The 20,277-nt window shown below is 68.8% G+C and carries 24 protein-coding genes and 1 pseudogene; 9 read left to right on the plus strand and 16 right to left on the minus strand.

The features are described from left to right. Window positions 1-40: 40 nt before the first annotated feature. Window positions 41-844, minus strand: coding sequence for a tyrosine-protein phosphatase (locus tag ACWDSJ_RS18805; RefSeq protein ID WP_450033336.1), 804 nt, complete (start codon window positions 842-844; stop codon window positions 41-43). Between the two features lie 14 nt (window positions 845-858). Continuing rightward, a complete protein-coding gene (zapE, locus tag ACWDSJ_RS18810) occupies window positions 859-1,878 on the minus strand; it encodes a cell division protein ZapE (RefSeq protein WP_450033337.1) in 1,020 nt (339 codons plus the stop codon). Window positions 1,879-1,913: 35 nt separating this feature from the next. Here zapE and ACWDSJ_RS18815 point away from each other — a divergent pair, with 35 nt between their 5' ends. From ACWDSJ_RS18815 to msrB, 4 genes are all read left to right on the plus strand, one after another. Then, the gene (locus tag ACWDSJ_RS18815; protein ID WP_387356634.1) at window positions 1,914-2,687 is read left to right on the plus strand and encodes a pyrimidine reductase family protein; all 774 of its coding nucleotides are present in this window, start codon (window positions 1,914-1,916) and stop codon (window positions 2,685-2,687) included. Window positions 2,688-2,719: 32 nt separating this feature from the next. After that, a complete protein-coding gene (locus ACWDSJ_RS18820; protein ID WP_450033338.1) occupies window positions 2,720-4,279 on the plus strand; it encodes an alpha/beta hydrolase in 1,560 nt (519 codons plus the stop codon). 78 nt (window positions 4,280-4,357) lie between these two features. Then, window positions 4,358-5,713 (plus strand): glycosyltransferase family 87 protein, encoded by a 1,356-nt coding sequence (locus tag ACWDSJ_RS18825; protein WP_450033339.1) that lies wholly within the window; start codon window positions 4,358-4,360, stop codon window positions 5,711-5,713. A 78-nt stretch (window positions 5,714-5,791) separates the two neighbouring features. Beyond that, window positions 5,792-6,217: a peptide-methionine (R)-S-oxide reductase MsrB gene (gene msrB, locus ACWDSJ_RS18830; protein WP_387356629.1), complete on the plus strand. Its 426-nt coding sequence runs from the start codon at window positions 5,792-5,794 to the stop codon at window positions 6,215-6,217. Here msrB and ACWDSJ_RS18835 read toward each other — a convergent pair. The 6 genes and pseudogenes from ACWDSJ_RS18835 to hemE form a co-directional block, all read right to left on the minus strand. Beyond that, window positions 6,180-6,815 carry a CPBP family intramembrane glutamic endopeptidase gene (locus ACWDSJ_RS18835; protein ID WP_450033340.1) on the minus strand — a complete coding sequence of 212 codons (636 nt, stop codon included), beginning with the start codon at window positions 6,813-6,815 and terminating at the stop codon, window positions 6,180-6,182. The genes msrB and ACWDSJ_RS18835 overlap by 38 nt on opposite strands. Then, on the minus strand, window positions 6,812-7,708 hold the full coding sequence (locus ACWDSJ_RS18840) for an NAD(P)H-binding protein (protein ID WP_450033341.1): 897 nt from the start codon (window positions 7,706-7,708) through the stop codon (window positions 6,812-6,814). The genes ACWDSJ_RS18835 and ACWDSJ_RS18840 overlap by 4 nt, the downstream gene beginning before the upstream one ends. A 182-nt stretch (window positions 7,709-7,890) precedes the next feature. Beyond that, entirely contained in the window at window positions 7,891-8,586 is a 696-nt protein-coding gene (gene hemQ, locus ACWDSJ_RS18845; protein WP_450033342.1) for a hydrogen peroxide-dependent heme synthase, read from the minus strand. A gap of 4 nt (window positions 8,587-8,590) precedes the next feature. After that, on the minus strand, window positions 8,591-9,346 hold the full coding sequence (locus tag ACWDSJ_RS18850) for an FAD-dependent oxidoreductase (RefSeq protein ID WP_450033498.1): 756 nt from the start codon (window positions 9,344-9,346) through the stop codon (window positions 8,591-8,593). Between the two features lie 252 nt (window positions 9,347-9,598). Next, window positions 9,599-10,348 (minus strand): annotated as a pseudogene (locus ACWDSJ_RS18855) (FAD-dependent oxidoreductase); the annotation flags it as partial. 2 nt (window positions 10,349-10,350) lie between these two features. Beyond that, window positions 10,351-11,421 carry a uroporphyrinogen decarboxylase gene (gene hemE, locus ACWDSJ_RS18860; RefSeq protein ID WP_450033343.1) on the minus strand — a complete coding sequence of 357 codons (1,071 nt, stop codon included), beginning with the start codon at window positions 11,419-11,421 and terminating at the stop codon, window positions 10,351-10,353. A gap of 3 nt (window positions 11,422-11,424) precedes the next feature. Here hemE and ACWDSJ_RS18865 point away from each other — a divergent pair, with 3 nt between their 5' ends. Together ACWDSJ_RS18865 and ACWDSJ_RS18870 are read left to right on the plus strand one after the other, a co-directional pair. After that, window positions 11,425-12,147: a DUF3000 domain-containing protein gene (locus tag ACWDSJ_RS18865; protein WP_450033344.1), complete on the plus strand. Its 723-nt coding sequence runs from the start codon at window positions 11,425-11,427 to the stop codon at window positions 12,145-12,147. 22 nt (window positions 12,148-12,169) lie between these two features. Beyond that, complete coding sequence (locus ACWDSJ_RS18870; RefSeq protein WP_450033345.1) at window positions 12,170-13,438, plus strand: HRDC domain-containing protein; 1,269 nt, start codon at window positions 12,170-12,172, stop codon at window positions 13,436-13,438. Window positions 13,439-13,708: 270 nt separating this feature from the next. Here ACWDSJ_RS18870 and ACWDSJ_RS18875 read toward each other — a convergent pair whose 3' ends face one another. Together ACWDSJ_RS18875 and ACWDSJ_RS18880 are read right to left on the minus strand one after the other, a co-directional pair. After that, entirely contained in the window at window positions 13,709-14,137 is a 429-nt protein-coding gene (locus ACWDSJ_RS18875) for a DUF6294 family protein (protein ID WP_387356617.1), read from the minus strand. An 85-nt stretch (window positions 14,138-14,222) separates the two neighbouring features. Continuing rightward, window positions 14,223-14,729, minus strand: a complete 507-nt coding sequence (locus tag ACWDSJ_RS18880; RefSeq protein ID WP_450033346.1) for a hypothetical protein — start codon at window positions 14,727-14,729, stop codon at window positions 14,223-14,225. A gap of 110 nt (window positions 14,730-14,839) precedes the next feature. Here ACWDSJ_RS18880 and ACWDSJ_RS18885 point away from each other — a divergent pair, with 110 nt between their 5' ends. Next, entirely contained in the window at window positions 14,840-15,388 is a 549-nt protein-coding gene (locus tag ACWDSJ_RS18885) for a TetR/AcrR family transcriptional regulator (protein WP_450033347.1), read from the plus strand. A gap of 74 nt (window positions 15,389-15,462) precedes the next feature. Here the strand turns inward: ACWDSJ_RS18885 and ACWDSJ_RS18890 are convergent, their stop codons facing one another. Then, window positions 15,463-15,873 carry a hypothetical protein gene (locus tag ACWDSJ_RS18890; protein WP_450033348.1) on the minus strand — a complete coding sequence of 137 codons (411 nt, stop codon included), beginning with the start codon at window positions 15,871-15,873 and terminating at the stop codon, window positions 15,463-15,465. Window positions 15,874-16,117: 244 nt separating this feature from the next. Between ACWDSJ_RS18890 and ACWDSJ_RS18895 the strand changes: the two genes are divergently transcribed. Then, window positions 16,118-16,570, plus strand: coding sequence for a hypothetical protein (locus ACWDSJ_RS18895; protein WP_450033349.1), 453 nt, complete (start codon window positions 16,118-16,120; stop codon window positions 16,568-16,570). Window positions 16,571-16,577: 7 nt separating this feature from the next. Here ACWDSJ_RS18895 and ACWDSJ_RS18900 read toward each other — a convergent pair whose 3' ends face one another. The 4 genes from ACWDSJ_RS18900 to ACWDSJ_RS18915 all read right to left on the minus strand — a co-directional run bounded on the left by ACWDSJ_RS18900 (window position 16,578) and on the right by ACWDSJ_RS18915 (window position 18,796). Continuing rightward, on the minus strand, window positions 16,578-17,360 hold the full coding sequence (locus tag ACWDSJ_RS18900) for an ATP-grasp domain-containing protein (RefSeq protein WP_450033350.1): 783 nt from the start codon (window positions 17,358-17,360) through the stop codon (window positions 16,578-16,580). Window positions 17,361-17,364: 4 nt separating this feature from the next. Further along, window positions 17,365-17,790: a VOC family protein gene (locus ACWDSJ_RS18905; RefSeq protein ID WP_450033351.1), complete on the minus strand. Its 426-nt coding sequence runs from the start codon at window positions 17,788-17,790 to the stop codon at window positions 17,365-17,367. A gap of 129 nt (window positions 17,791-17,919) precedes the next feature. Continuing rightward, on the minus strand, window positions 17,920-18,258 hold the full coding sequence (locus tag ACWDSJ_RS18910) for a hypothetical protein (RefSeq protein WP_450033352.1): 339 nt from the start codon (window positions 18,256-18,258) through the stop codon (window positions 17,920-17,922). 106 nt (window positions 18,259-18,364) lie between these two features. Next, window positions 18,365-18,796 carry a MarR family winged helix-turn-helix transcriptional regulator gene (locus ACWDSJ_RS18915; protein ID WP_450033353.1) on the minus strand — a complete coding sequence of 144 codons (432 nt, stop codon included), beginning with the start codon at window positions 18,794-18,796 and terminating at the stop codon, window positions 18,365-18,367. Window positions 18,797-18,890: 94 nt separating this feature from the next. On the opposite strand from ACWDSJ_RS18915, the gene ACWDSJ_RS18920 reads away from it, so the two are divergent. After that, window positions 18,891-19,310, plus strand: coding sequence for a GlcG/HbpS family heme-binding protein (locus ACWDSJ_RS18920; RefSeq protein ID WP_450033354.1), 420 nt, complete (start codon window positions 18,891-18,893; stop codon window positions 19,308-19,310). Here the strand turns inward: ACWDSJ_RS18920 and ACWDSJ_RS18925 are convergent. Further along, entirely contained in the window at window positions 19,307-20,230 is a 924-nt protein-coding gene (locus ACWDSJ_RS18925) for an SDR family NAD(P)-dependent oxidoreductase (protein WP_450033355.1), read from the minus strand. The two genes, ACWDSJ_RS18920 and ACWDSJ_RS18925, sit on opposite strands and share 4 nt — an antisense overlap. Between the last annotated feature and the right edge of the window lie 47 nt (window positions 20,231-20,277).

Genomic DNA, 20,277 nt, shown 5'->3' on the forward strand with positions numbered 1-20,277 from the left:
TCCGCTAACGACATTGCGCCCAGTTGGAAGCGATCGGAAATCAGGACAGCAGTGCGGCTTTCAGCGCCGCGACATCGTCGGCGCTGAGCTTCAACCCGTCCCGTACGTAGTTGTCGAACGACCCGTAGCTCTGGTCCACCTGGTCGAACGCGGCGTCGAGGGCCGCGGGGGCGACGCCGTTGAGGGTGTCGTTCGGCGCGGCGTCGCGGTAGTAGTTCGACAACAGGTAGTCGTAGGTGACGGTCTGGCGGTCGACGCCGAGGAGGGTCAGCAGCACCGCCGACATCCAGCCGGTGCGATCCTTGCCCGCGGTGCAGTGGTAGAGCACCGCGCCGTCGCCCGCCAGGATGTCGCGCACGACGTTCGCGAAGCCCTCGCTCGCGCCGGGCGCGGTGATGAAGGCGCGGTACAGATCCGGGCCCGCGGTGATCGCGGAGGCCATCACCTGCGGCGGGGCCTGGCCGATGATGTCGTCCCAATGGGCTTGCGCGCCAACGGGTGTCCGGTCGGGAGCCACGGCCCGTTCGATCGCCATGCGCAGATCGTCGACCGCGCGCACCCCGCGATCGGTGAGCGCGGCCAGGTCGGCGTCGGTGGCCTTGCTCAGCTCGCCGGTGCGGAACACCAGACCCGAGCGGACCACGTGCCCGTCGGTGGTGCGGTAGCCGCCGAGGTCGCGGGCGTTGAGCACACCCTGCAAGCCGAGCGAGCGCTGGTCGAGATCGGTCACGACCGAACTCGTGGCCGCGGGCGGTTCGACGGCGAGCGCGACCCCGGCGACGGGACCGCAGGCGAGGACCGCGGTGATCAGCGGCGCGGCGAGACGAACGGAGCGGTGGGCCACGAAGATTCCTTTCCTCAGGCGGTCGGTACCTCGTACCGCGACAGCGCGAGCAGCCGGGAGATGGCGCGCAGGTACTTCTTGCGGTAGCCGCCGCCGAGCATCTCCTCGGAGAAGATCTTGTCCAGCTTCACCCCGGACACCGTGACCGGAATACCCGCATCGTAGAGCCGGTCGGCCAGAACCACCACGCGCAACGCGACCGCCTGGTCGGTGAGCGTGTGCACCCCCGACACGAACACCGCCGACACGCCCGAGATCAGCGCCCCGTACCGGGAGGGGTGCAGGGTGCTCAGATGTCGCAGCAGCGCGTCGAACTCGTCGAGTGTGGAATCCGGTGTGGCGGCGGCCTTTTCGGCCAGGTGCGCCGGATCGGTGGGCTCGGGCGCGGGCGGCAGGTCGCGGTGGCGGTAGTCGGGGCCGTCGACGCGCACGGTCTCGAACAGCGCGCCGAGCTTGCGGATCTCGCGCAGGAAGTCCTGCGCGGCGAAGCGGCCCTCGCCCAACTGGTCGGGCAGCGTGTTGGAGGTCGCGGCCACCGAGACCCCGCGCGCGGTGAGTTCGGTAAGGAGTCTGGACACGAGCATGGTGTCGCCAGGGTCGTCGAGTTCGAATTCGTCGATGCACAACACGCTGTTGCCGGACAGTCGTTCGACGGCGTTCGCGAAACCCAGCGCGCCCACCAGATTGGTGACCTCACCGAAGGTGCCGAACGATTTGGGTGCGGGCGAGGCGTGGAAGATCGAGGCCAGCAGGTGGGTCTTGCCGACGCCGAAACCGCCGTCGAGATACAGGCCCGCGCCGTCGACCTGCTTCTTCTTGCCGAACAGGGTCTTGCGGCCCTGCGCGGCGTGGATCTTGGCGACCTGTCCGGCGAACCGCTCGGCCTTGGCCACGGCCTCGGCCTGGCTGGGTTCGTCGGGGGCGGGAATGTAGGAGGCGAAACTCACCTCGTCGAATGTGGGCGGCGGCACCATCTGCGCGATGAGCTGATCGGCCGGGACCTCCGGGTTGCGATCGACGAGGTGTTGTTGCACGCATGTAGCGTACTGACGTGGTGTGATCGGTCGTTATGCAGCGTGTGCCCAATGCGATCCAGTTCACAAAGCTGAGCACCGACGAACTGGTGCGCCTCTACACGTATCCGGCGAGGCTCGAATCACCCTGGGTGCGAATCAACTTCGTGTCGAGCATCGACGGGGCGGTCACGCTGGACGGCCGGTCGGGCGCGCTGGGCGGTCCGGCCGACAAGGCGGTGTTCCGGATTCTGCGGGATCTGGCCGATGTGGTGCTGGTCGGGGCGGGCACGGCGCGGTCGGAGAACTACGGCGGCGCGCGCACCGACAGCTTCCGGCGCATCCGGCTGTTCCATCACGGGCTGGGCGGCGCGCAGGACGGCTCCGCGCCGCCGATCGCGGTGGTCACGGCCAGTGCGGCGCTCGATCCGGCGAGCCGGTTGTTCACCGATACCACCCGACCGCCGCTGGTGCTCACCACCACCGACGCGCCCGCGGACCGCAAGGCCGAACTCGCCGACGCGGGCGCGGAGGTGATCGAGGCGGGCGACACCTCGGTCACGGCGGCGGGCATTCGCGCGGCCCTCGCCGAACGCGGGTTGCTGCGGGTGTTGTGCGAGGGCGGGCCCGCGCTGTTCGGCGAGCTCATCGCGGCCGGGGCGGTGGACGAGTTGTGCCTGACGGTGTCGCCACTGCTCGTGGGCGGCACCGCGGGCCGAATCGCGGTGGCGCCCAAGGAGATGCCGACGCCGATGACGTTGTGCCACGCGCTGCTCGACGACGACGGTTCGGTGCTGACACGCTGGGAACGCACGCACACCCAGAGCTGAAACGGCTCGATGGACCTGGCAGGCTGTAGCGCATGCGCTGGAGTCGGGCCGCCCTGCTGATGTCGTCGTCGCTGACGGTTGTCCTCGTCGGCGCGTGTGGCGCGGGTCCGTCGAGCCGCCCCGGCGTCGCGGTGGAGCGGCCGCACGAGGCGGGATCGCCCCCCACGACATCCGCCGCGCCCGCGCCGCCGCCCGGACCCGAGGTGCCGAAGACGGATCTGGCCTGGCGCGATTGCGCCGCACCCACATTCGGCAAGCTCGGGCTCGGCGCTCCCCCGGCGGGTCTGGTGTTCGAATGCGCCGAGTTCTCCACGCCGATCGATACGAGCGGGTCGGTGCTGGGCACGTTCCGGACCGCGGCCGTGCGGGCCAAGCTGGCGAATACGCCCGCCGACGCCGCGCCGGTGGTGCTGACCTCCGGGGGCGACCGGTCCTCGACCGAGACCCTGGCCGGGCTGGCGACGGGGCCGAATTCGGCGCTGCTGGCGGCACATCCGGTGGTGGCGGTGGATCGGCGCGGAGTGGGCAATTCGCAGGCGATCGACTGTATGGCCACCGACACGCGGCGGGGGCTGGCCGATTCGGCGCAGTTCGCGGGCGGGGACCAGGTCGACGCGATGGTGAAGCTGAGCCAGGACGCGACGGTCGCCTGTCAGGACTTCTTGCAGCCCTATCAGCGGACGTTCGACGCGCCGCACGCCGCCGACGACATCGAGCAGTTGCGCAAGGCGTGGCAGGTCGACCGGATCGCGCTCGTGGGGACGGGCAGCGGGGGCCGGGTGGCGACGAGTTACGCGGCCAAGTACGGGGATCATCTGGCGCGGTTGGTCCTGGACGCGCCGCAGGCCGTGGACGCCGACGCGGTGACGCGGACCGAACAACGCGTGAAGGGGGAAGAGGCGGCGTTGACCGCGTTCGCGCAGCGGTGTGCGGGGTTGAACTGCTCGTTGGGGGCGGATCCGCGGGCGGCCGTGCTCGATCTGGTGAATCGGGCGCGGGCCGGGGGTCTGGGTGATCTGTCGGCGGGGGCGTTGCTGACCGGGATCGCCGGGTTCCTCGGGGATCCGCGGGCCGATCAGAGCAATCGGGTGGGCGAACTCGCGGACGCCTTGTCGGCGGCCGGGCGCGGGGATCGAGGGCCGATCAATGCGCTGTTGCAGCGGCAGTCGGGGTCGGTCGGATCGGACGGGCAGTTCGTCTCGCGGTGTTCGGACAATCAGCAGCCCGCCACGCCCGAACGCGCGCGGGAACTCGAAAACACTTGGGGCGGAACGTATCCCGTGTTCGGTAAGGACGCGGCCGTGCGCATGATGGCGTGCGCGGCCTGGCCCGTACCCAACCCCACCCAGCTCCCGGAGAAGCTCACGCTGCCGGTGCTGCTGCTGGGGGCGACGGCCGATCCGGTCACCGGAAGCGACGCCCTGCCGACCGTCACGGGCGCGCTGGGGCGGGCGGGGGCCGGGACGGCGACGATCCGGTGGCAGGGGTACGGGCATCCGGTGCTCAATCATTCGGGGTGCGGGCAGCAGGCGTTGGTGGCGTATCTGAAGGACGCGAAGTTGCCCGCGGACGGGACGGCCTGCCCGGCTTGAGGCGTGAGCGGGCGTACCGCGCGGGTGATGTCGAAAGGGGGCGCGAAGTGGTCTGAAGCACGGTTGAACGGCGGGTCCGTGGTACGTCGGGTAGGGGTTCCGGTGTACCGTGCCCCAGTGTTGTTTCGTCAGCTCGAGCCCCGCACCGCTCGCACGACCGCCGAGGTCTTGAACTTCGTCCTGTGGCCGTTCGCGGTCATGACCGTGCTGCATCAGGTGTTCGTGAAGGCCACCAACTTCACCATCACCGATGACTTCGCGCCGGTCTATCGGGCCTCGCTGGCGTTCCTCAACGGCCGGGCCGTGTACAACGAGAACTTCGACTACGTCGATCCGCACTACCTGTATCCGCCGAGCGGGACGCTGCTGATCGCGCCGTTGGCGATCATCGATCCGCAGGCGTCGAAGTGGTGCTTCATGGGGCTCAACGCGATCGCGATCGTGCTGGCCTGGTATCTGCTGTTGCGGCTGTTCGGCTTTCGGCTCTCCTCCCCCGCCGCGCCGTTGTTGTTGCTGCTGATGTTCGCCTCCGAAACCGTTATCAACACACTGGCTTTCGGCAATGTGAACGGGTGCGTGCTGCTGGCCGAGGTGGTGTTCATCCATCTGCTGTTGAAGCGGCGGGATCTGCTCGCGGGCGTGGTGATGGGGTTGACGATCGCGGTCAAGCCGACGTTGGCTCCGCTGTTGCTGATTCCGATCATGCGGGGGCAGTGGAAGGTGTTGATCACGTCGGTGGGGGTGCCGGTCGTGTTGAACGCGGTGGCGTGGCCGTTGATCACGGATCCGATGGATTTCGTGAATCGGACGCTGCCGTATCTGTTGAAGTCGCGGGACTACTTCAACAGCGCCATTGTCGGTAATGCGAGCTACTACGGGCTGCCCGTCTGGTTGACGTGGACCATCCGGTTGAGCGTCGGTGTGCTGGTGCTGGTTTCGCTGTGGCTGCTGTATCGGTACTGCCGCGAGGACGAACTGTTCTTCGTGTGCACGAGCACAGGCATTCTCCTGACCGCCCTGTTCCTGCTGTCGGGGCTGGGTCAGCAGTACTACTCGATGATGTTGTTCCCGTTCCTGATGACCGTCGTGCTGCGAAACTCGGTGCTGCGCAACTGGCCCGCGTGGCTGGCGATCTTCGGGTTCATGACCTACGACAAGTGGTTGCTCGACCACTGGCAGAGTACGGGTCGGGCACTGGAATACCTGCGGGTCACGTTCGGGTGGGGGCTGCTGCTGATCGTGACGTTCTGCGTGCTGGGTGACCGGTATCTGGCCGCGCGGCGCGAGGGGCGGCTGGATGGGGGTATCGAACCGGCATTCCTGCTGGAGGATTCGACGCCGCGGCCCGTGGCCGCCGAGACCGAACGGGCTCTGATCGAGCCGGACGTCCGCGAGGTCGGGGAGCCGGACGCGCGGGCCACCGCGTTGAGTTAGGCGGCGGGCTCGTTCCGCCGGGTTCGACTGCGCGGCGGCCAAAGGGACAGGGCCGTGGGCCACACTAGACTCGTATGCATGAGTTCCGACACGTCCCTGCCCGCGCCGAAGATTCAGCTCACGCCGCAGGAGTGGAGGGCGCGGCTGAGCCCGCAGGAGTACGCGGTGCTGCGCGAGGCGGGCACCGAACGCGCCTACACCGGCGAGTACACCGACACCGAGACCGAGGGCGTCTACGCCTGCCGCGCCTGCGGTGCCGAATTGTTCCGCAGCACCGAGAAATTCCACTCGCACTGCGGCTGGCCGTCGTTCTTCGACCCCGCCGACTCCGACGCGGTGATCCTGCGCGAGGACAACTCCCTCGGTATGCGACGAGTCGAGGTGCTGTGCGCCAACTGCCACAGCCACCTCGGGCACGTGTTCGAGGGCGAGGGGTACGACACGCCGACGGACAAGCGGTACTGCATCAACTCGATTTCGTTGCGGCTGCTGCCGAAGGAGTGATGGGGAACAGCGGGGGGAGGTAGCGGACCATCAGGGTCGACCACGTCAGGTGGGTGAGTAGGGGGGCGCCGATGCCGCCGGTGGTGCGGCGTTCGAGGGCGAACAGGGTGCCCATGAGGGCGGCGGCGAGGGTGAGGGCCGGGTTGCCGGTGGCTCCCGTGGTCAAGCAGTAGACGACTGTGGATGTGGCGACGGGGTGCTTGCCGGAGGCGTCGTAGACCGGGCCGCGGAAGAACATCTCCTCGGCGGCGCCATTGATCAGGGCGACCGCCAGGGCGCGGGGGGTGGTGCCGAAGCGGGCGTAGCCGAGGACGTCGGTGATGGCTCGGTTCAGGATCGGGATGCGGCGGGCGATGAGGGCGCAGCCGTAGAAGACGCCGAAGGCGCCGACGCCGGTGGCCGTGGCGGTCAGGGCCGTGCGGGCGGGGCGGTCGGCGGCGAAACGTGGTGGGCCGCAAGCGGTTCCGCCGACGGCGAAGGTGGCTGCGGTGGCGAGGCTCTGGGTGTAGAACTCGGTCGAATCGGGTGGGGCGGACAGGGAGCGGCGCAGCAGGGCGGTGCCGAGCAGCCAGACCGCGCCGACTGTTCTCGTGCTCATGCGGCGTGTCGGGCTTTCACTCGGTCGCGCAGGGCGCGCAGGACGGCCTCGTCGTAGTCGAGGGGTTCGAAGGGCAGCAGTTCGCGGATGCTGTCGTCGTGGACGACGGTCTCGTTGACCATCGAGCCGACGAGGGAACGGCCGGTGCGAGAGTCGACGTCGGTGACCAGGGACAGCCACAGCGATGACAGCCAGGGCGACAGCAGGGGGACGGGAACCAGGATGAGCGGTCTGCCCTCGAGGTCGGCGACGCGGCGCAGCATATCGGCGAAGGTGAGCGCGTACGGGCCGCCGATCTCGAAGGTGCGACCGGTCGTTTCGGGCTCGTCGAGCACGCCGACCAGATAGCGGACCACGTCGTCCAGGGCGATGGGCTGGGTGCGGACGTGCACCCATTTGGGGGTGACCATGGCGGGCAGATGCTCCACGAGTTGGCGGGTGACCTCCCAGGAGATGCCGCCGTGGCCGATGATGACGCCCGCGCGCAGGGTCGTGACGGGCACGCCGCCGACGCCGAGGAGTCGTTCGACCGCGCGGCGGCTGCGCAGGTGCGGGGAGAGGTCGTCGCCCTCCGCGCCGAGCCCGCCCAGATAGACGATGCGCTCGAGGCCCGCCTCGGCCGCGACCTCGCCGAAGGTGCGGGCGGCGTCGGCGTCGCGCTGCTCGAATTTGGGGTCGTCGAGGGAGTGGACGAGGTAGTAGGCGGCCTGGCAGCCGTCCATGGCCGCGCGCAGTGAGTCGCGGTCGTGCACGTCGCCCCGAATCGGTTGTCCCGCACCGTGATACGAGTGCGGGCGGCGGGTCATCGCGCGGACCGTGTGCCCGGCCCGCTCGAGTTCCGGGCACAGTCGGCTGCCGACGAAGCCGGACGATCCCGCCACCAGTACATCCATCGCGCGAATCCCTTTCCGGAGGGGTGCAGCCAGAGGTTTGCTCTGACGTTATGCCCGTCCGGCGGCAACGTACGCCCAGCCGCACCCCTTATTCGGATCCGCACCCGTTATCGGGCCATGCAGGGGGTGCGGATTCGAATAAAGGGTGCGGCTGGGTTGCCGTGGCGGGTGGGGGGAGCGCTTCAGGGTAGGGCGGTGATGAGGTGGTCGAGTTCGACTCGGGGGCCGGTGAAGAAGGGGACTTCTTCGCGGACGTGCATGCGGGCCTCGGTGGCGCGCAGGTCGCGCATGAGGTCGACGATGCGGTGGAGTTCGGGGGCCTCGAAGGCGAGGATCCACTCGTAGTCGCCGAGGGCGAAGGCGGCGACGGTGTTGGCGCGGACGTCGGGGTAGCCGCGGGCCTCCTTGCCGTGGTCGGCGAGCATCTTGCGGCGCTGCTCGTCGGGGAGGAGGTACCACTCGTAGGAGCGGACGAAGGGGTAGACGCAGATGTAGTTGCCCGGGTCCTCGCCCGCGAGGAAGGCGGGGATGTGGCTCTTGTTGAATTCGGCGGGGCGATGCAGCGCGGCGTTGCTCCACACCGGGGTGCTGGCGCGGCCGAGTTCGGTGGTGCGGCGGAAGTCGGCGTAGGCGGACTGGAGGTCCTCGATGCGTTCGGCGTGGCTCCAGATCATGAAGTCGGCGTCGGCGCGCATCCCGGCGACGTCGTAGATGCCGCGCACCACCACCCCGCGCTCGTCGAGCGAGTCGAAGAACGCGCGCGCCTCCTTGATCGCGGCCTCGCGATCGTCCCCGAGCACACCCGGCTCCACCTGGAACACCGAGAACATCAGGTACCGGATGGTCGAGTTGAGGGCCTGGTAATCGAGTCGCGCCATGGTTCTATCGTGCCACGCCGAGAATCCGCCGAGCCGCGGCGGTTCCGGCCGCCGCGCAGGCCGGGACGCCGACGCCGCGCAGATACGATCCGGCGACGGCGAGGCCCGGGAGTTCGGCCACGGCGGCCTCGATGGTGGTCACGCGTTCGGTGTGGCCGGGAGCGTATTGGGGCAGGCCGTTGGGCCAGCGTTGCACGACGGCCGACTTCGGTTGCGGCTGAATGCCGGTCACGGTCGCCAGGTCCTCGACGGCGGCGGCGATCAGCTCCTCATCGCTCCAGGAGAGCGGGCGGTCGTCGCCGAACCGGCCGAAGGAGGCGCGCACCAGGGCGACCTCGCGCTCGGCGAGATGGGTCCATTTGCGGCTCGACAACGTGAAAGCCTTGGCACGCAAGGGTTCTCCGGTGGCGACGAGGATGCCGGAGTTCTGGGGTAGCGGGGTGTCGGCGGGCAGCGCCAAGGCCACGACGACCGAGGACGCGGTGCCAATGCCTTCGGCGGCTCGGGCGGCGTCCGGGGCGACGGAGGCCAGCAGCCGGGCGGTCACGGGGGCGGGTGTCGCCAGGATCACGGCATCGAATTCGCCCAGTGGGCCGATGCGCCAGCCAGCTTCGAGATCCGTTGGGGCGGGAGGTGTGTCGCGTCGCGAGTCCAGCGCTGCCTGTGCGGGGCCTTGGGCAGCCGAACCGACGCCACGCGCGCCGGGCACGGCCTCCCCGGGACCTCGGGCGGCCGAGCCAGCGCCGCGCGCGCCGGACACGGCCTGTTCGGGACCCTGGGCGGCCGAACCAACCGCGCGAGTGCCAGGCGCGGACTCTCCGAGACCCTGGGCGGCCGGGCCGACGGCGCGTGAACCGTCGGGGGTGCGCTCGAAATCTGTTGCGGCCGTTTCGGTATCGACCTGCGCGCCGAGAGCGGCGCCATCGTGATCCCTGGCCGCCAGGTTGTTATGGACGTTCGAGCGGTTCGGGATCGGTTCGGTGCCCGTTGCGGGCGTGGCGGTGTAGACGCACCACTTGCGGTCAATTCGCTCGATTCTTATTGCGGCCGTTGTTATTTCGAGGTCGGGGGCGGCGGCTTCCAAGAGGGCGTCGAGCAGGACTCGGTAGCCGTCGCGGATGCCGCCGAAGACCGGGGCGGTCGACGGGGGTGGCAGGGCGGTGGTTACGGCTTGGGTGAGGTTGGGGGCTCCTGCGTCGAGGGCGGCGGCGAGGGTGGGGAGGGCGGCGCGGATGCCGATGGTGTCGGCCAGTCCGGCGTAGACGCCGCCGAGGAGGGGGTCCACGCTGCGGCGGACGGTTTGGTCGCCGAAGCGGTCGGAGACCAGGGCGCCGACGGAGGTGTCGGTGCCGCGGTCCCAGTGGAGGGGGCGGTTCGGTTCGTCGGTGATCCGCTGCAAGGTGGCGTCGTCGACCAGTCCGGCGACGGCGGCGGGGCCGGAGGGGATGCCCATGAGGGTGCGTTCGGGGAGGGGGTGTGTCGCGCCGTCGGACCAGATCAGGGGGCGTAGGCCCGCCGGGTGGACGAGTTGGTCTTCGATGCCCAATTCGCGCATGAGCGCGGGGATTTCGGGGCGGCGGCCGACGAACGCCTCGGCTCCGAGATCGACCGGGTCGCCTTCGATGTCGCGGGTGCGCAGGATGCCGCCGACGCGGTCGCGGCGTTCGAACAGGGTCAGCTCGAGGGTCTCCCCCAGTTCGGCGCGCAGCCGATACGCCGCGACCAGACCGCTGATGCCGCCCCCGATGACCGCGACCCGCACGGCTACACCGACAGACCGTGGATGAATTCGACCGTGGCCGTGAGCACGCCGGGGTCGGTGTCGGGCATCACCCCGTGCCCGAGGTTGAAGATGTGCCCGGCCGCGCCGAGGGCCAGCGCCTCGTCGGCCTCGTCGGCGATCCGCCGCACCTCGCGTTCGACCACCGCGGTGCCCGCGAACAGGGCGGCCGGATCGAGGTTGCCCTGCAACGCCTTTCCGGGTCCGACGCGGCGCGCGGCCTCGGGCAGCGGAATCCGCCAGTCGACGCCGACCACATCGGCGCCCGCCTCCCCCATCGCGCCGAGCAACTCCCCCGTGCCGACGCCGAAGTGGATGCGCGGCACGCCGGCCTCGGCCAGTTCGGCGAACACCCGCTCCGAATGCGGCAACACGTACTCGCGGTACTGCGCCAGCGACAGGGCACCGGCCCAGGAGTCGAACAGCTGGATCGCGTCCACCCCGGCGGCGAGTTGGGCGCGCAGGAACTCGATGGTGATGTCGGTGAGCACGCCGAGCAGCGCGTGCCAGGTGGTGGGGTCGCCGAGCATCATCGCCTTGGTGCGCTCGTGATGTTTGCTCGGGCCGCCCTCGACCAGGTAGGACGCGAGAGTGAAGGGCGCTCCGGCGAATCCGATGAGCGGCGTGTCACCCAGTTCGTCCACCAGCAGCCGCACGGCCTCGGCGACCGCGCCGACCTCCTCGTGCCGCAGCCGCGGCAGGGCGCGCACGGCGTCGGTGGTGCGCACGGGCTGGGCGATGACCGGACCCACGCCGGGCACGATGTCGAGATCGACGCCCGCGGCCTTGAGCGGAACCACGATGTCGGAGTACAGGATCGCCGCGTCCACGCCGTGCCGACGGATCGGTTGCAGCGTGATCTCGCAGACCAGTTCGGGATCGAAGCAGGACTCGAGCATCCCGATCCCGGCCCGCACCTCCCGATACTCCGGCAGCGACCGCCCGGCCTGCCGCATGAACCAGACGGGACGCCGCGTCGGCCGAGCGCCCGTGGCGGCGGCGAGGAAGGGCGCATCGGACAACCGGCGGCGGGTAGGTGTGCTCATCATCGCCATCGTATGTGGTGCCGCGAACCCAGATTCATCAACCTTCAACCGCGCGCCTCCGACCGAGGGACGCCGTTCGGGTTTAAGTTCGCAGACGTGACACCGCTCGACTTCCGCGACGGCGCCGCACCGACTCCGGGACCGGACAGCGAACCCGCCCAGTTTCGCGCGGCGGTCGATGCGATGGGCACCGCCTCCGTGCATCCCCGGATCGAGCTCGCACCGATCCGGCCGCCGCAACGCCTGGCTCCCTATTCATACGCCATCGGAGCGGAGGTCAAACATCCCGACACGAATGTTATTCCGGTCGATTCGGAGGGCGACGCCTTCGGGCGGCTGATCCTGCTGCACGATCCGAACGGGCAGGAGGCGTGGCACGGGGTTTTCCGGCTGGTGGCCTACATTCAGGCCGATATCGATGCCGCTCTCGCCGGTGATCCGCTGCTCCCCGAGGTCGCGTGGAGTTGGCTGGTCGATGCCCTGGAATCGCGGAACGAGCAGTTCACGGCGTTGGGTGGGACGGTGACGTCCACCAGTTCGGTCCGCTACGGCGACATCGCCGGACCGCCGCGCGCGTATCAGCTCGAACTGCGTGCCTCCTGGACAGTGGGCTCGACCGAGCTCGGACCGCACGTCGAGGCTTTCTGCGAAGTGCTGGCCTATGCGGCGGGATTGCCCCCGGCGGGCATAACGCATTTGCGGCCGGGTCCGCAGATTGCCGACGACCGGTTCTGACCGCAACGTAAAGTTCTGGGCTATGCCCGACGAGTCCGAGAATTTCCCGGGTGGGGTCGGGGGGAATGCGACCGCGGTTCCCCTGCTGACACCCGCCGAGGGCGTGCCACCGGTATTGGATACCGCGGCCGATATCGCCGACGCCGCCGCCCGGCTGGCCGCCGGTGACGGTCCGCTCGCGGTGGACGCCGAGCGCGCCTCGGGATTCCGCTATTCCAATCGCGCCTATCTGATCCAATTGCGGCGCAAGGGTTCGGGCACGGTGCTCATCGACCCCATCCCCGTGGACGAGGATCTCGCTCCCCTCGCGGAGGTGATCAACGACCTGGAGTGGGTGCTGCACTCGGCCGATCAGGATCTGCCCGGACTGGCCGAGCTGGGCCTGCGGCCCGCGCGGCTGTTCGACACCGAGTTGGGCGGGCGGCTGGCCGGTTTCGAACGGGTCGGGCTCGCGGCGATGGTCGAGCGACTATTGGGTCGCGAGTTACGCAAGGGGCACGGCGCGGCCGACTGGTCGACGCGTCCGTTGCCCGCCGAGTGGCTCAATTACGCCGCGCTCGATGTGGAGCTGCTGCTGGAACTGCGCGAGGCGGTCGCCGAATCGCTGGAGGAGCAGGGCAAATCCGCTTGGGCGGCAGAGGAATTCGAACATGTGCGCACGCTGGAGCCGGGGCCGCCGCGGGCGGAGCGGTGGCGGCGCACGTCGGGGATCCATACGTTGCGCCGGGCGCGGCAATTGGCGATCGTGCGCGAATTGTGGACCACGCGAGATCAATTGGCGCGTAGCCGGGATGTGGCTCCGGCGCGGATCCTGCCGGATTCGGCGATCATCGCGGCGGCGGAGACCGATCCCAAGTCTATCGGTCAGTTGCGGGCCTTGCCGGTGTTCGGGGGGCCGCGGCAGCGGCGGTATTCGCGGGACTGGCTCGGTGCGGTGGAACGGGCTCGGGCGCTTACTGATTCGGAGTTGCCGACCTTGAGCCAGCCGTATGATGGTCCGCCGCCGGTGAATCGGTGGGAGCGGCGGGATCCGGCGGCGGCCGCGCGGCTGGCGGCGGCTCGGGCGGCTATGGGCGAGTTGTCTGCTCGGTATTCGGTGCCGGTGGAGAATCTGTTGACGCCGGATTTGTTGCGGCGGTTGTGTTGGGATGGGTTGGGGGCGTATCGGAGTGGGGTGCGGCCGGAGGATCCGGGGCGGGAGATCGATGAGTTCTTGAAGGCGGGTGGGGCTCGGGGGTGGCAGCGGGGGTTGGTGGTGCCGGTGTTGGCGGGGGCGTTGTTTCCTGGGTAGTTGGGGCGATTGGGTGCCTGCCCGGTCGATGAGACCACCCCCGCGTGCACCGACGGCGTGCCCCGGCGAGTCGGCGTTTGCTCGCGGTCGGTTCGAGGGCGCCCGCGTGGACCGCTGACGGCTCGTATCGGCCCGGTTTCCCGGTCGGGTGCGAGTCCCGGACGCCGGTGGCGTCATTGCCCGGCGCTGGTCTTCGTGCTCGGCGATCGGGTTGTGGGCGTGAGGATTCTGGGGATCCGGGATGGATCGCCGGTGTGCGCGGGAGCGCCGTCAGCAGTCCGATCGCAGCTTCATCGAGCCGATCAGCGGGTAGAGGTTGCGGTCGTACTTGCCGTAGGTGATCCAGTGGGTGTCACGGTGGGCGAACTGTAGGTTCATGACGAATTTGCCGATGTCGCCCGGGTCGGCGGGTGGGCCGTCGACGGTCAGGTTGGCCAGGTAGGCGTCGTCGTGGTCGAACAGTTCGGCGTGCATGAGCCAGGCGTCGCCGCCGGTGGAGGACAGCAGGTTGCCGTCGAACGTCGCCGTGCCGTCGGAGTGGATCGTCCAGGTCGCACCGTACATCCGGCAGTCGCCGCGGTGGATCGTGTCCCAAGTGAAGCTGGTTTCATCGGCTCGAGCGACGCCCATCGACGCGGTCACCCCGAGCATGCCGAGCGCGGCCACCGCCGCCAGCCTGCGCATCATTTCCGTGATCATCGCGAAACCTCCTGTAGCCGTTCGGATTCCGATCACGGTATCGGCCGCACGGGGGTGCCCGAATCCGCCGATCTACTCAATACCGCTACTCATACTGGGCGACCCGCTCCAGCAACGCTCGCACGAACCCCAGGTGGGACGGCAGGGCGCGTTCCCAGACCGTTGACGCGGCCGGGTCGCGATAGCGGACGAAAGTCGCCAGGAGAACGGCATTTTCGCGGCACTCGAACAGGAGTTGGCCTTCGAAATCGAGGGCGGATTCCGCCTGGAGCAGGACGTAGTCCGTACCGGAGTGTGCAATCGACCAGCCCGCGACGGTGTGCGGGGCGCCGGGGGTCAGGCGCAGGGCGATGGACTGCCAGGCGCGCTCGAGTGTCGTACGGACCTCGGCGGGCACCTCCTCCATGATCGCGCGCGCCCACTGCTCGGCCGAGCGGTCGGCGGCACGGGCGATGTGGAGCAGGTGGGCGTCGGTGTGCTGGATGTCGGGCAGCGTGCTGCGGGCGAGGATCTCGGGAGTGATGGCGAGGGCCTCGACCCTCGGCGACGGCTCGAGGTCGACGTCCGGCTCTGCGATTCCGTTGCGCGGCATGGGGATTCCTTTCCGATCGGCGGGACGAGATCGACCCCGCGATAGATACAGTACTGTACTGCATCTATGATGGGCAGTACTTCGAACCCCACGAGATTGGTCGACTACCGATGGCCCCACCGGTGCGGAACCCCCGTCACGCCTGGATCGACGCCGCCATGGCGATCCTGTCCGAGTCGGGGCCGGATGCCGTGCGCGTGGAGACCCTCGCGGCGCAACTTGGCGTGACCAGGGGCGGGTTCTATCGGCAGTTCGACAGCCGTCAGGACTTGCTCGATGCCGTCCTCGACACGTGGGAGCATCGCAGCATCGACGAGGTCAGGCAGCGCGTCGAGCGGGAGGGCGGCGACGCCGAGAGCAAGGTGCGCAGTGCGGGCAGGCTGACCTTCTCCAGAGAGCTACTCCCCCTCGATCTCGCCGTGCGGGAATGGGCGCGGCGCGATCCGGCGGTCGCCGAGCGGCTCCGCAGGGTCGACAACCGCCGCATGGACTATCTGCGCGATCTCATCGGCACGATCAGCGACGACCCGCGCGATGTCGAGGCCCGCAGCATGCTCGCCTTCTCCTTGGTCATCGCTAATTATCTGATCGCCGCCGATCACAACACGGGTACTCGCGCCGATATCGTCGAGACTGCGACGCGGTTGATTCTGGGCTGAGGTCGAGCGCGATCGCCAGGCTGTCGCGCGCCCACTTATCGAATCGCGCTAGTCGGCAGTCGTTGCGGCACAGTTCAATTCGTGTGTGTCGTGCCGGTGGACTGCCAGTCGAGGAGGGCTTCGGCCCAGGTCTTGTTTCGGGTGGTTTCGAGGAATTCGTTGCGGTCGATGAGGAGGTAGATCTCGCCGACCGGGACGGTGTGCAGGATCAGGGGTTTGCCGGAGTTGAGGAGGCCGCCGACGAAGCGGCCGTAGTGGTCGGTGAACTTTCGCTCGATCGCGGTGATGTCGGTGGGGCGCAGGAGCAGGTCGCCGGAATCGTTCCAGGCCGACAACAGGAGGGTGTGGGGGTCGAGGACGATCTTGCCGCGGCGGTGGAACAGGGCCTTCTGGCTGACGAGGGCCGCCGCCTTGTCGGGGGTGTTCTTGTCGCGGAGCTCCGCGGCGGTGGCACCGATGTAGGTTCCCGATTTGATGGCGGTCATTGTTCCTCCTGGACGCTTGGTTCGACAGGGCAATCGTCGCCCGGGCGCGAGGGGATGGGTATCGGTCCGAGGTCGCTGGGGTGGATGATTCCGTGGTGGCGCGGTGGTCCTCGAGAGGTAGCGGGTGTACGACCATGGTCGTGGCCGCCGTCCGGTTCCCTCCCTACGAGCGGGAGATTCTGGTCCGGACAGTATGTGATCGGCGGCTTACAGGGAGGCACGTGAGGTTTGGAGCTCGGTTCTGATGACAGCCACCGACCCTGTAATGGAGCACTTCCTCCTCTTCGGCGTCTCCGACGACTGGGCGCCGCTCGCTGAGTTCGAAAAGGCGGTGCGGCGGTTCTATCCGGAGCGCTACAGCCGGGAGTTCGTCCTGCGTATCATCCGGCGTTTCGCCGAGGAGGGGTACATCCGGCTCGGCGCGTTCCCGGGCGGCGGCAGGTCGTGGGAACCGTGGGATGTGTCGATCGATGAGGGTATGCGTCGGATTGCCTTGGGGTACAACGGTATACCGGGTTACCTGGGAATTCCGGAAGAGGAAATCGGCTCGAGTGAGGTTTTCAGGGCGGAGATAACCGAGTTCGGGCGAAAGAGGCTGGACTCGCTGGGAAATCCGTATGAGAAGTATGGCGACCCCTGGCACGACGACCCGTACCTGACCGCCGAGGAGTGGGGCTACCCGCCGTACAGGGGGTGACGCAGAGTCAGTCGAATCGAAGCGCGGGCGCGGCCCAGTGGGCGTCGTTGTCCGACAGCGACTTTCGGGGAATACAGCCGCGGGCGAGGACTTCGAGGACTCGGTGGGGGTCGCAGCCGTAGAGGCCGGAGCCGTAGGGGGTGTTGGCTTCCACTACTGCCCAGCCGCGGTTTTCGATGAGGCCGATGTCGACTACCAGGGAGGGTGGGAGGGGGACCTCGTCGAAAAGCCTTTGGGCGCAGGTGTGGACGGAGTCGAGTTCTTGGGTGGTTGCGGTCCAGGTGGTGAGGGGTTCGCCGTGGCGGCGGTAGGGGGAGATCGTCTGGATGGTGTTGTCCTTGACGAAGCAGCGGAACTCCGACTGCCAGTGGACGGGTTCGGCGAGCATGACGGGGGTGTCGTCGGGGCAGGCTTCGGGGGTGGGTAGGCCCGTGCCGTGGTGGTAGACCTTGCCGGGGAAGCCTTTTCGGCCGTCGGCCGGTTTGACGAAGACGGGGTCGGGGTGGGTTCTCGCTTCGCCGAGGGTGGAGATTCGAATCTCGCGCTGCCGCAGGGGGAATGGGAGGTTGGGCAGCCAGTCCTCGGGGGCGTCGAGGAGGGCGAGGTTCAGTTGGGCGGCGATCATCTCGGCGAAGAGGGGCTCGCCGTAGAGGGCGGTCGGGGCGGTCGGCTCGTCTTCGGGGATGCGCCAAGACGTTAGGCGTAGGACATCCCAGCCCGCGGTGATGGCGGCGGTGCGCATGCGGCGGGAGTCGTCGGAGTAGCGCGGGGAGAGGATCAGGGTGGGCACGGGTTCAGGCGGTCGGTGGGACCGTGAGGCAGAAGGGGTGGCCCGACGGGTCGAGGAGGACGCGCCAGCGGGAGGGGGAAGGTTGGAAGGCGGGTTTGGTTGCGCCGCAGGCTATTGCGGCTTGTTCGGCTTCGTCCAGGTCGGGGACGAAGAGGTCGAGGTGCATTTGTTTGGGGATTTTGTTGTCGGGCCAGTCGGGGGGTTCGTGGTCGGCGACGTGTTCTATGGTGAGGAAGATGCCCGCGCCTTGGAGGGCGACGAGTTCGTCTGACTCGTAACGGATTTCGAAGTCCAGGAGGGCTCGGTAGAACTCGGCTAGGCGGCGTGGGTCTCGGCTGTCGAGGGCGATCGCACCGAATTTCGCTATCGCGGCCATGGCTCCCCCGTGCTGTTCGGGCCGCGGCGACGTGCCGGGGCTTTCGTAGGGCATACATATCACGATCTCGGGGGCCGGTACGAGTGAGCCATGTCACGGTCGGGGTTGTCAGGAATTCGGGGGGTGTCTCGTTCAAGGAGCACGCGAACCAGACAGGAGCGAAACATGCAGCATCGTGGTGAGTCAGGTGGGGAGGGTGTCGCCCGGGAAGCCGTGGCACGGGTGTACCTCGCAGCGCATCATTCCCGCGCGCACGCAGGGGTCCACGGCCATGAGCTCGGTGGCTTCGTCGGCGGGCACGGTCAGGATCGCGACGCCTGCTACGGAGTCGGAGGCGACCGGGCAGAGGACGGCGATCACGCCGTCGGCGCGTAGGGAGACCATGCGGCGCTGATGCTCGAGTTCGATCGCGTCGGCGCCGTCCATGGTTCGCTCTGGCGTCCAGTGCAGAAGTACCAGGGTGTAGGGCTTCGCTGTCGCGGCCAGGGCCTTGATTTGGTCGTCGGTTACCGTGGGGCTCATCTGTCTCCTTACCGGGTGCGGTCGGGTAACCATACGATGTTTCGTCGCTCGGTGAGGGCGAGCTGGACCGTCGCCCGATGAACTTCCCGGGACTCGGGTGGCCGGGCTACCGGAGAACGCGAATGAGCAACTCCGCGAGTCGTTTTCGGTCCGCGGCCGACAGGGGGGCGAGGAGGTCGGCTTGGACGGCGGTGAGGGACGCGTCCAGTTTCTCGAGGCGTTTGCGGCCGGAGCGGGTGAGGGTGATCAGGTTGCGGCGGCGGTCGGCTGGGTCGGGGGCGCGGGAGACGTGGCCCTGGTCGGTGAGTTCCGCGAGCATGGCGTGCATATCGCTCTGGTCGATCCCGCAGCGTTGGCCGATCCGGGTCTGGCTGGCGGGGCCGAATTCGTCGAGGGCGGCGAGGATCGCGAAATGGTAAGCGCGGCCGTCGATCTCGGCCATGGCCTCGCCGATGAGGCGGTGTGCGCGTGCGGCCGTCTTGCTGATCAACCAGGTCGGTTTGTCCCGCAGGCGAGCGGGTGTGTCGTCCAGCTCCATGCCCGGAGTCTAATCAATCTCTTGGCTGGACCCACGAATGCGGCTACTCTTGGTCGGACCAAGCTTTTTTACATGGGTTTCGAAAGGTGCAGGGATGTCGATCAATTCGGAGCAGGCGCGGGCCATGAGCGCCAGCGTCCAGGACCATGCCGCTCGGCTCGGCGCGCGTGTCACGGTCGCGGTCGTCGACAGCGGCGGGCATGTGGTGGTGGTCGATCGGATGGATGGTGCGCCGCCGCTGTCGGCTCGGATCGCCCCGGCGAAGGCGTCGGGGGTCGCGTTGTTCCAGCGCGACGGGGGTGAGTTGCTGCGGATGCAGCAGGCGTGGCCCGGACTGTTCGCGCAGGTGAACGAGGTTGCGGGGGCGCCGATCGTGGTGGGGGCCGGGTCTCGGGTGATTCGGCGCGGGGAGGCGGTGGTCGGCGCGATCGCGGTCAGTGGGGGTTCGCCCGAACAGGACGACGCGTGTGCCGAGGCCGGTCTCGCTTCGTTGCGATCGGGTGTGTCCGGCTAGCGCTCGGGACTCGATGCCGCCGTGAAGGGGTTCGTGCCGGTGCGAGTGACGCTGGCGGTCCAGAGGGCGGCGGCGGTGGTGGGGTCGGTCATGTGGGGGTGCGGGGTTTCTCGGTGGGGGTGGCCACGGAGGCCGAGAACCCCTGGGCCCCAGAGTTGTCCGCCGGTGATGTACGGGTCCAGTACGGTTCGGACGATGGTTTCGGCGCCCTGGTGTTTGCCGTGCAGGGCGAGGGCCGCGGGGAGGGCGCGGAGGCGTCGGGGGTGGGTGAACAGCGGGGGCCGGGAGGGGGTGAGGGAGTCGAGGGCGCCGCCGGGGTGGGCGACGATGCTGGCGATGTCGGAGCCTCGGGCGCGGAGGCGGCGGTCCAGTTCGAAGGCGAAGATCATCTGCGCCAGTTTCGAGCGGGCGTAGGTTCGTTTGGGGCGGTAGTCGTGTGCGGAGTTCAGGTCGGCGAGGTCGAGGCGTTCGGAGCGGGCGGCGTAGCTGCCGACGGTGACCACGCGGCCGTTCGGGGCGAGGCGCGGGGCCAGGTGGGCGGTCAGGGCGAAGTGCGCGAGATGGTTTGTGGCGAACATGGATTCGTGGCCCTGGGAGGTCGTGTGGCGTTCGGGATCGTCGAGGAGGATCCCGGCGTTGAGGACGATCGCGTCGAGGCGGTCGACCGGCAGGGCGTCGGCCGTGGCGGGGAGGGTGGACAGGTCCGCCAGATCCAGGGGGACCGATCGCAGGCGCGCGGCCGGGACGCGGGTGCGGATGGTGGCCATCGCGAGGTCGGCCTTGGCGGGGTTGCGGCAGGCCAGGACGATGGTCGCGCCGGTGGCGGCGAGCTGCTCGGCGACGAAGTAGCCGATGCCCGCGCTGGCTCCGGTCACCAGAAAGGTCCGCCCGTTCGCTCGTCGGCCGTTGTGCCAGGTCATGAACCCACGGTGGCAGGGGGGTTCTTGCGCGGGCCTTACGCGGCGCT

The sequence above is a fragment of the Nocardia sp. NPDC003482 genome (assembly GCF_053588115.1).

Coding starts and splice junctions, on each gene's coding strand:
- ACWDSJ_RS18905 (WP_450033351.1), bottom strand. CDS start 17,790: ATGCCCTACGAAAGCCCCGGCACGTCGCCGCGGCCCGAACAGCACGGG.
- ACWDSJ_RS18895 (WP_450033349.1), top strand. CDS start 16,118: ATGACAGCCACCGACCCTGTAATGGAGCACTTCCTCCTCTTCGGCGTC.
- ACWDSJ_RS18840 (WP_450033341.1), bottom strand. CDS start 7,708: ATGGATGTACTGGTGGCGGGATCGTCCGGCTTCGTCGGCAGCCGACTG.
- hemQ (WP_450033342.1), bottom strand. CDS start 8,586: ATGGCGCGACTCGATTACCAGGCCCTCAACTCGACCATCCGGTACCTG.
- ACWDSJ_RS18870 (WP_450033345.1), top strand. CDS start 12,170: ATGCCCGACGAGTCCGAGAATTTCCCGGGTGGGGTCGGGGGGAATGCG.
- ACWDSJ_RS18865 (WP_450033344.1), top strand. CDS start 11,425: ATGTGGTGCCGCGAACCCAGATTCATCAACCTTCAACCGCGCGCCTCC.
- ACWDSJ_RS18875 (WP_387356617.1), bottom strand. CDS start 14,137: ATGATCACGGAAATGATGCGCAGGCTGGCGGCGGTGGCCGCGCTCGGC.
- ACWDSJ_RS18815 (WP_387356634.1), top strand. CDS start 1,914: ATGCAGCGTGTGCCCAATGCGATCCAGTTCACAAAGCTGAGCACCGAC.
- hemE (WP_450033343.1), bottom strand. CDS start 11,421: ATGGCGATGATGAGCACACCTACCCGCCGCCGGTTGTCCGATGCGCCC.
- ACWDSJ_RS18925 (WP_450033355.1), bottom strand. CDS start 20,230: ATGACCTGGCACAACGGCCGACGAGCGAACGGGCGGACCTTTCTGGTG.
- ACWDSJ_RS18885 (WP_450033347.1), top strand. CDS start 14,840: ATGGCCCCACCGGTGCGGAACCCCCGTCACGCCTGGATCGACGCCGCC.
- ACWDSJ_RS18890 (WP_450033348.1), bottom strand. CDS start 15,873: ATGACCGCCATCAAATCGGGAACCTACATCGGTGCCACCGCCGCGGAG.
- ACWDSJ_RS18910 (WP_450033352.1), bottom strand. CDS start 18,258: ATGAGCCCCACGGTAACCGACGACCAAATCAAGGCCCTGGCCGCGACA.
- ACWDSJ_RS18835 (WP_450033340.1), bottom strand. CDS start 6,815: ATGAGCACGAGAACAGTCGGCGCGGTCTGGCTGCTCGGCACCGCCCTG.
- msrB (WP_387356629.1), top strand. CDS start 5,792: ATGAGTTCCGACACGTCCCTGCCCGCGCCGAAGATTCAGCTCACGCCG.
- ACWDSJ_RS18915 (WP_450033353.1), bottom strand. CDS start 18,796: ATGGAGCTGGACGACACACCCGCTCGCCTGCGGGACAAACCGACCTGG.
- ACWDSJ_RS18880 (WP_450033346.1), bottom strand. CDS start 14,729: ATGCCGCGCAACGGAATCGCAGAGCCGGACGTCGACCTCGAGCCGTCG.
- ACWDSJ_RS18920 (WP_450033354.1), top strand. CDS start 18,891: ATGTCGATCAATTCGGAGCAGGCGCGGGCCATGAGCGCCAGCGTCCAG.
- ACWDSJ_RS18820 (WP_450033338.1), top strand. CDS start 2,720: ATGCGCTGGAGTCGGGCCGCCCTGCTGATGTCGTCGTCGCTGACGGTT.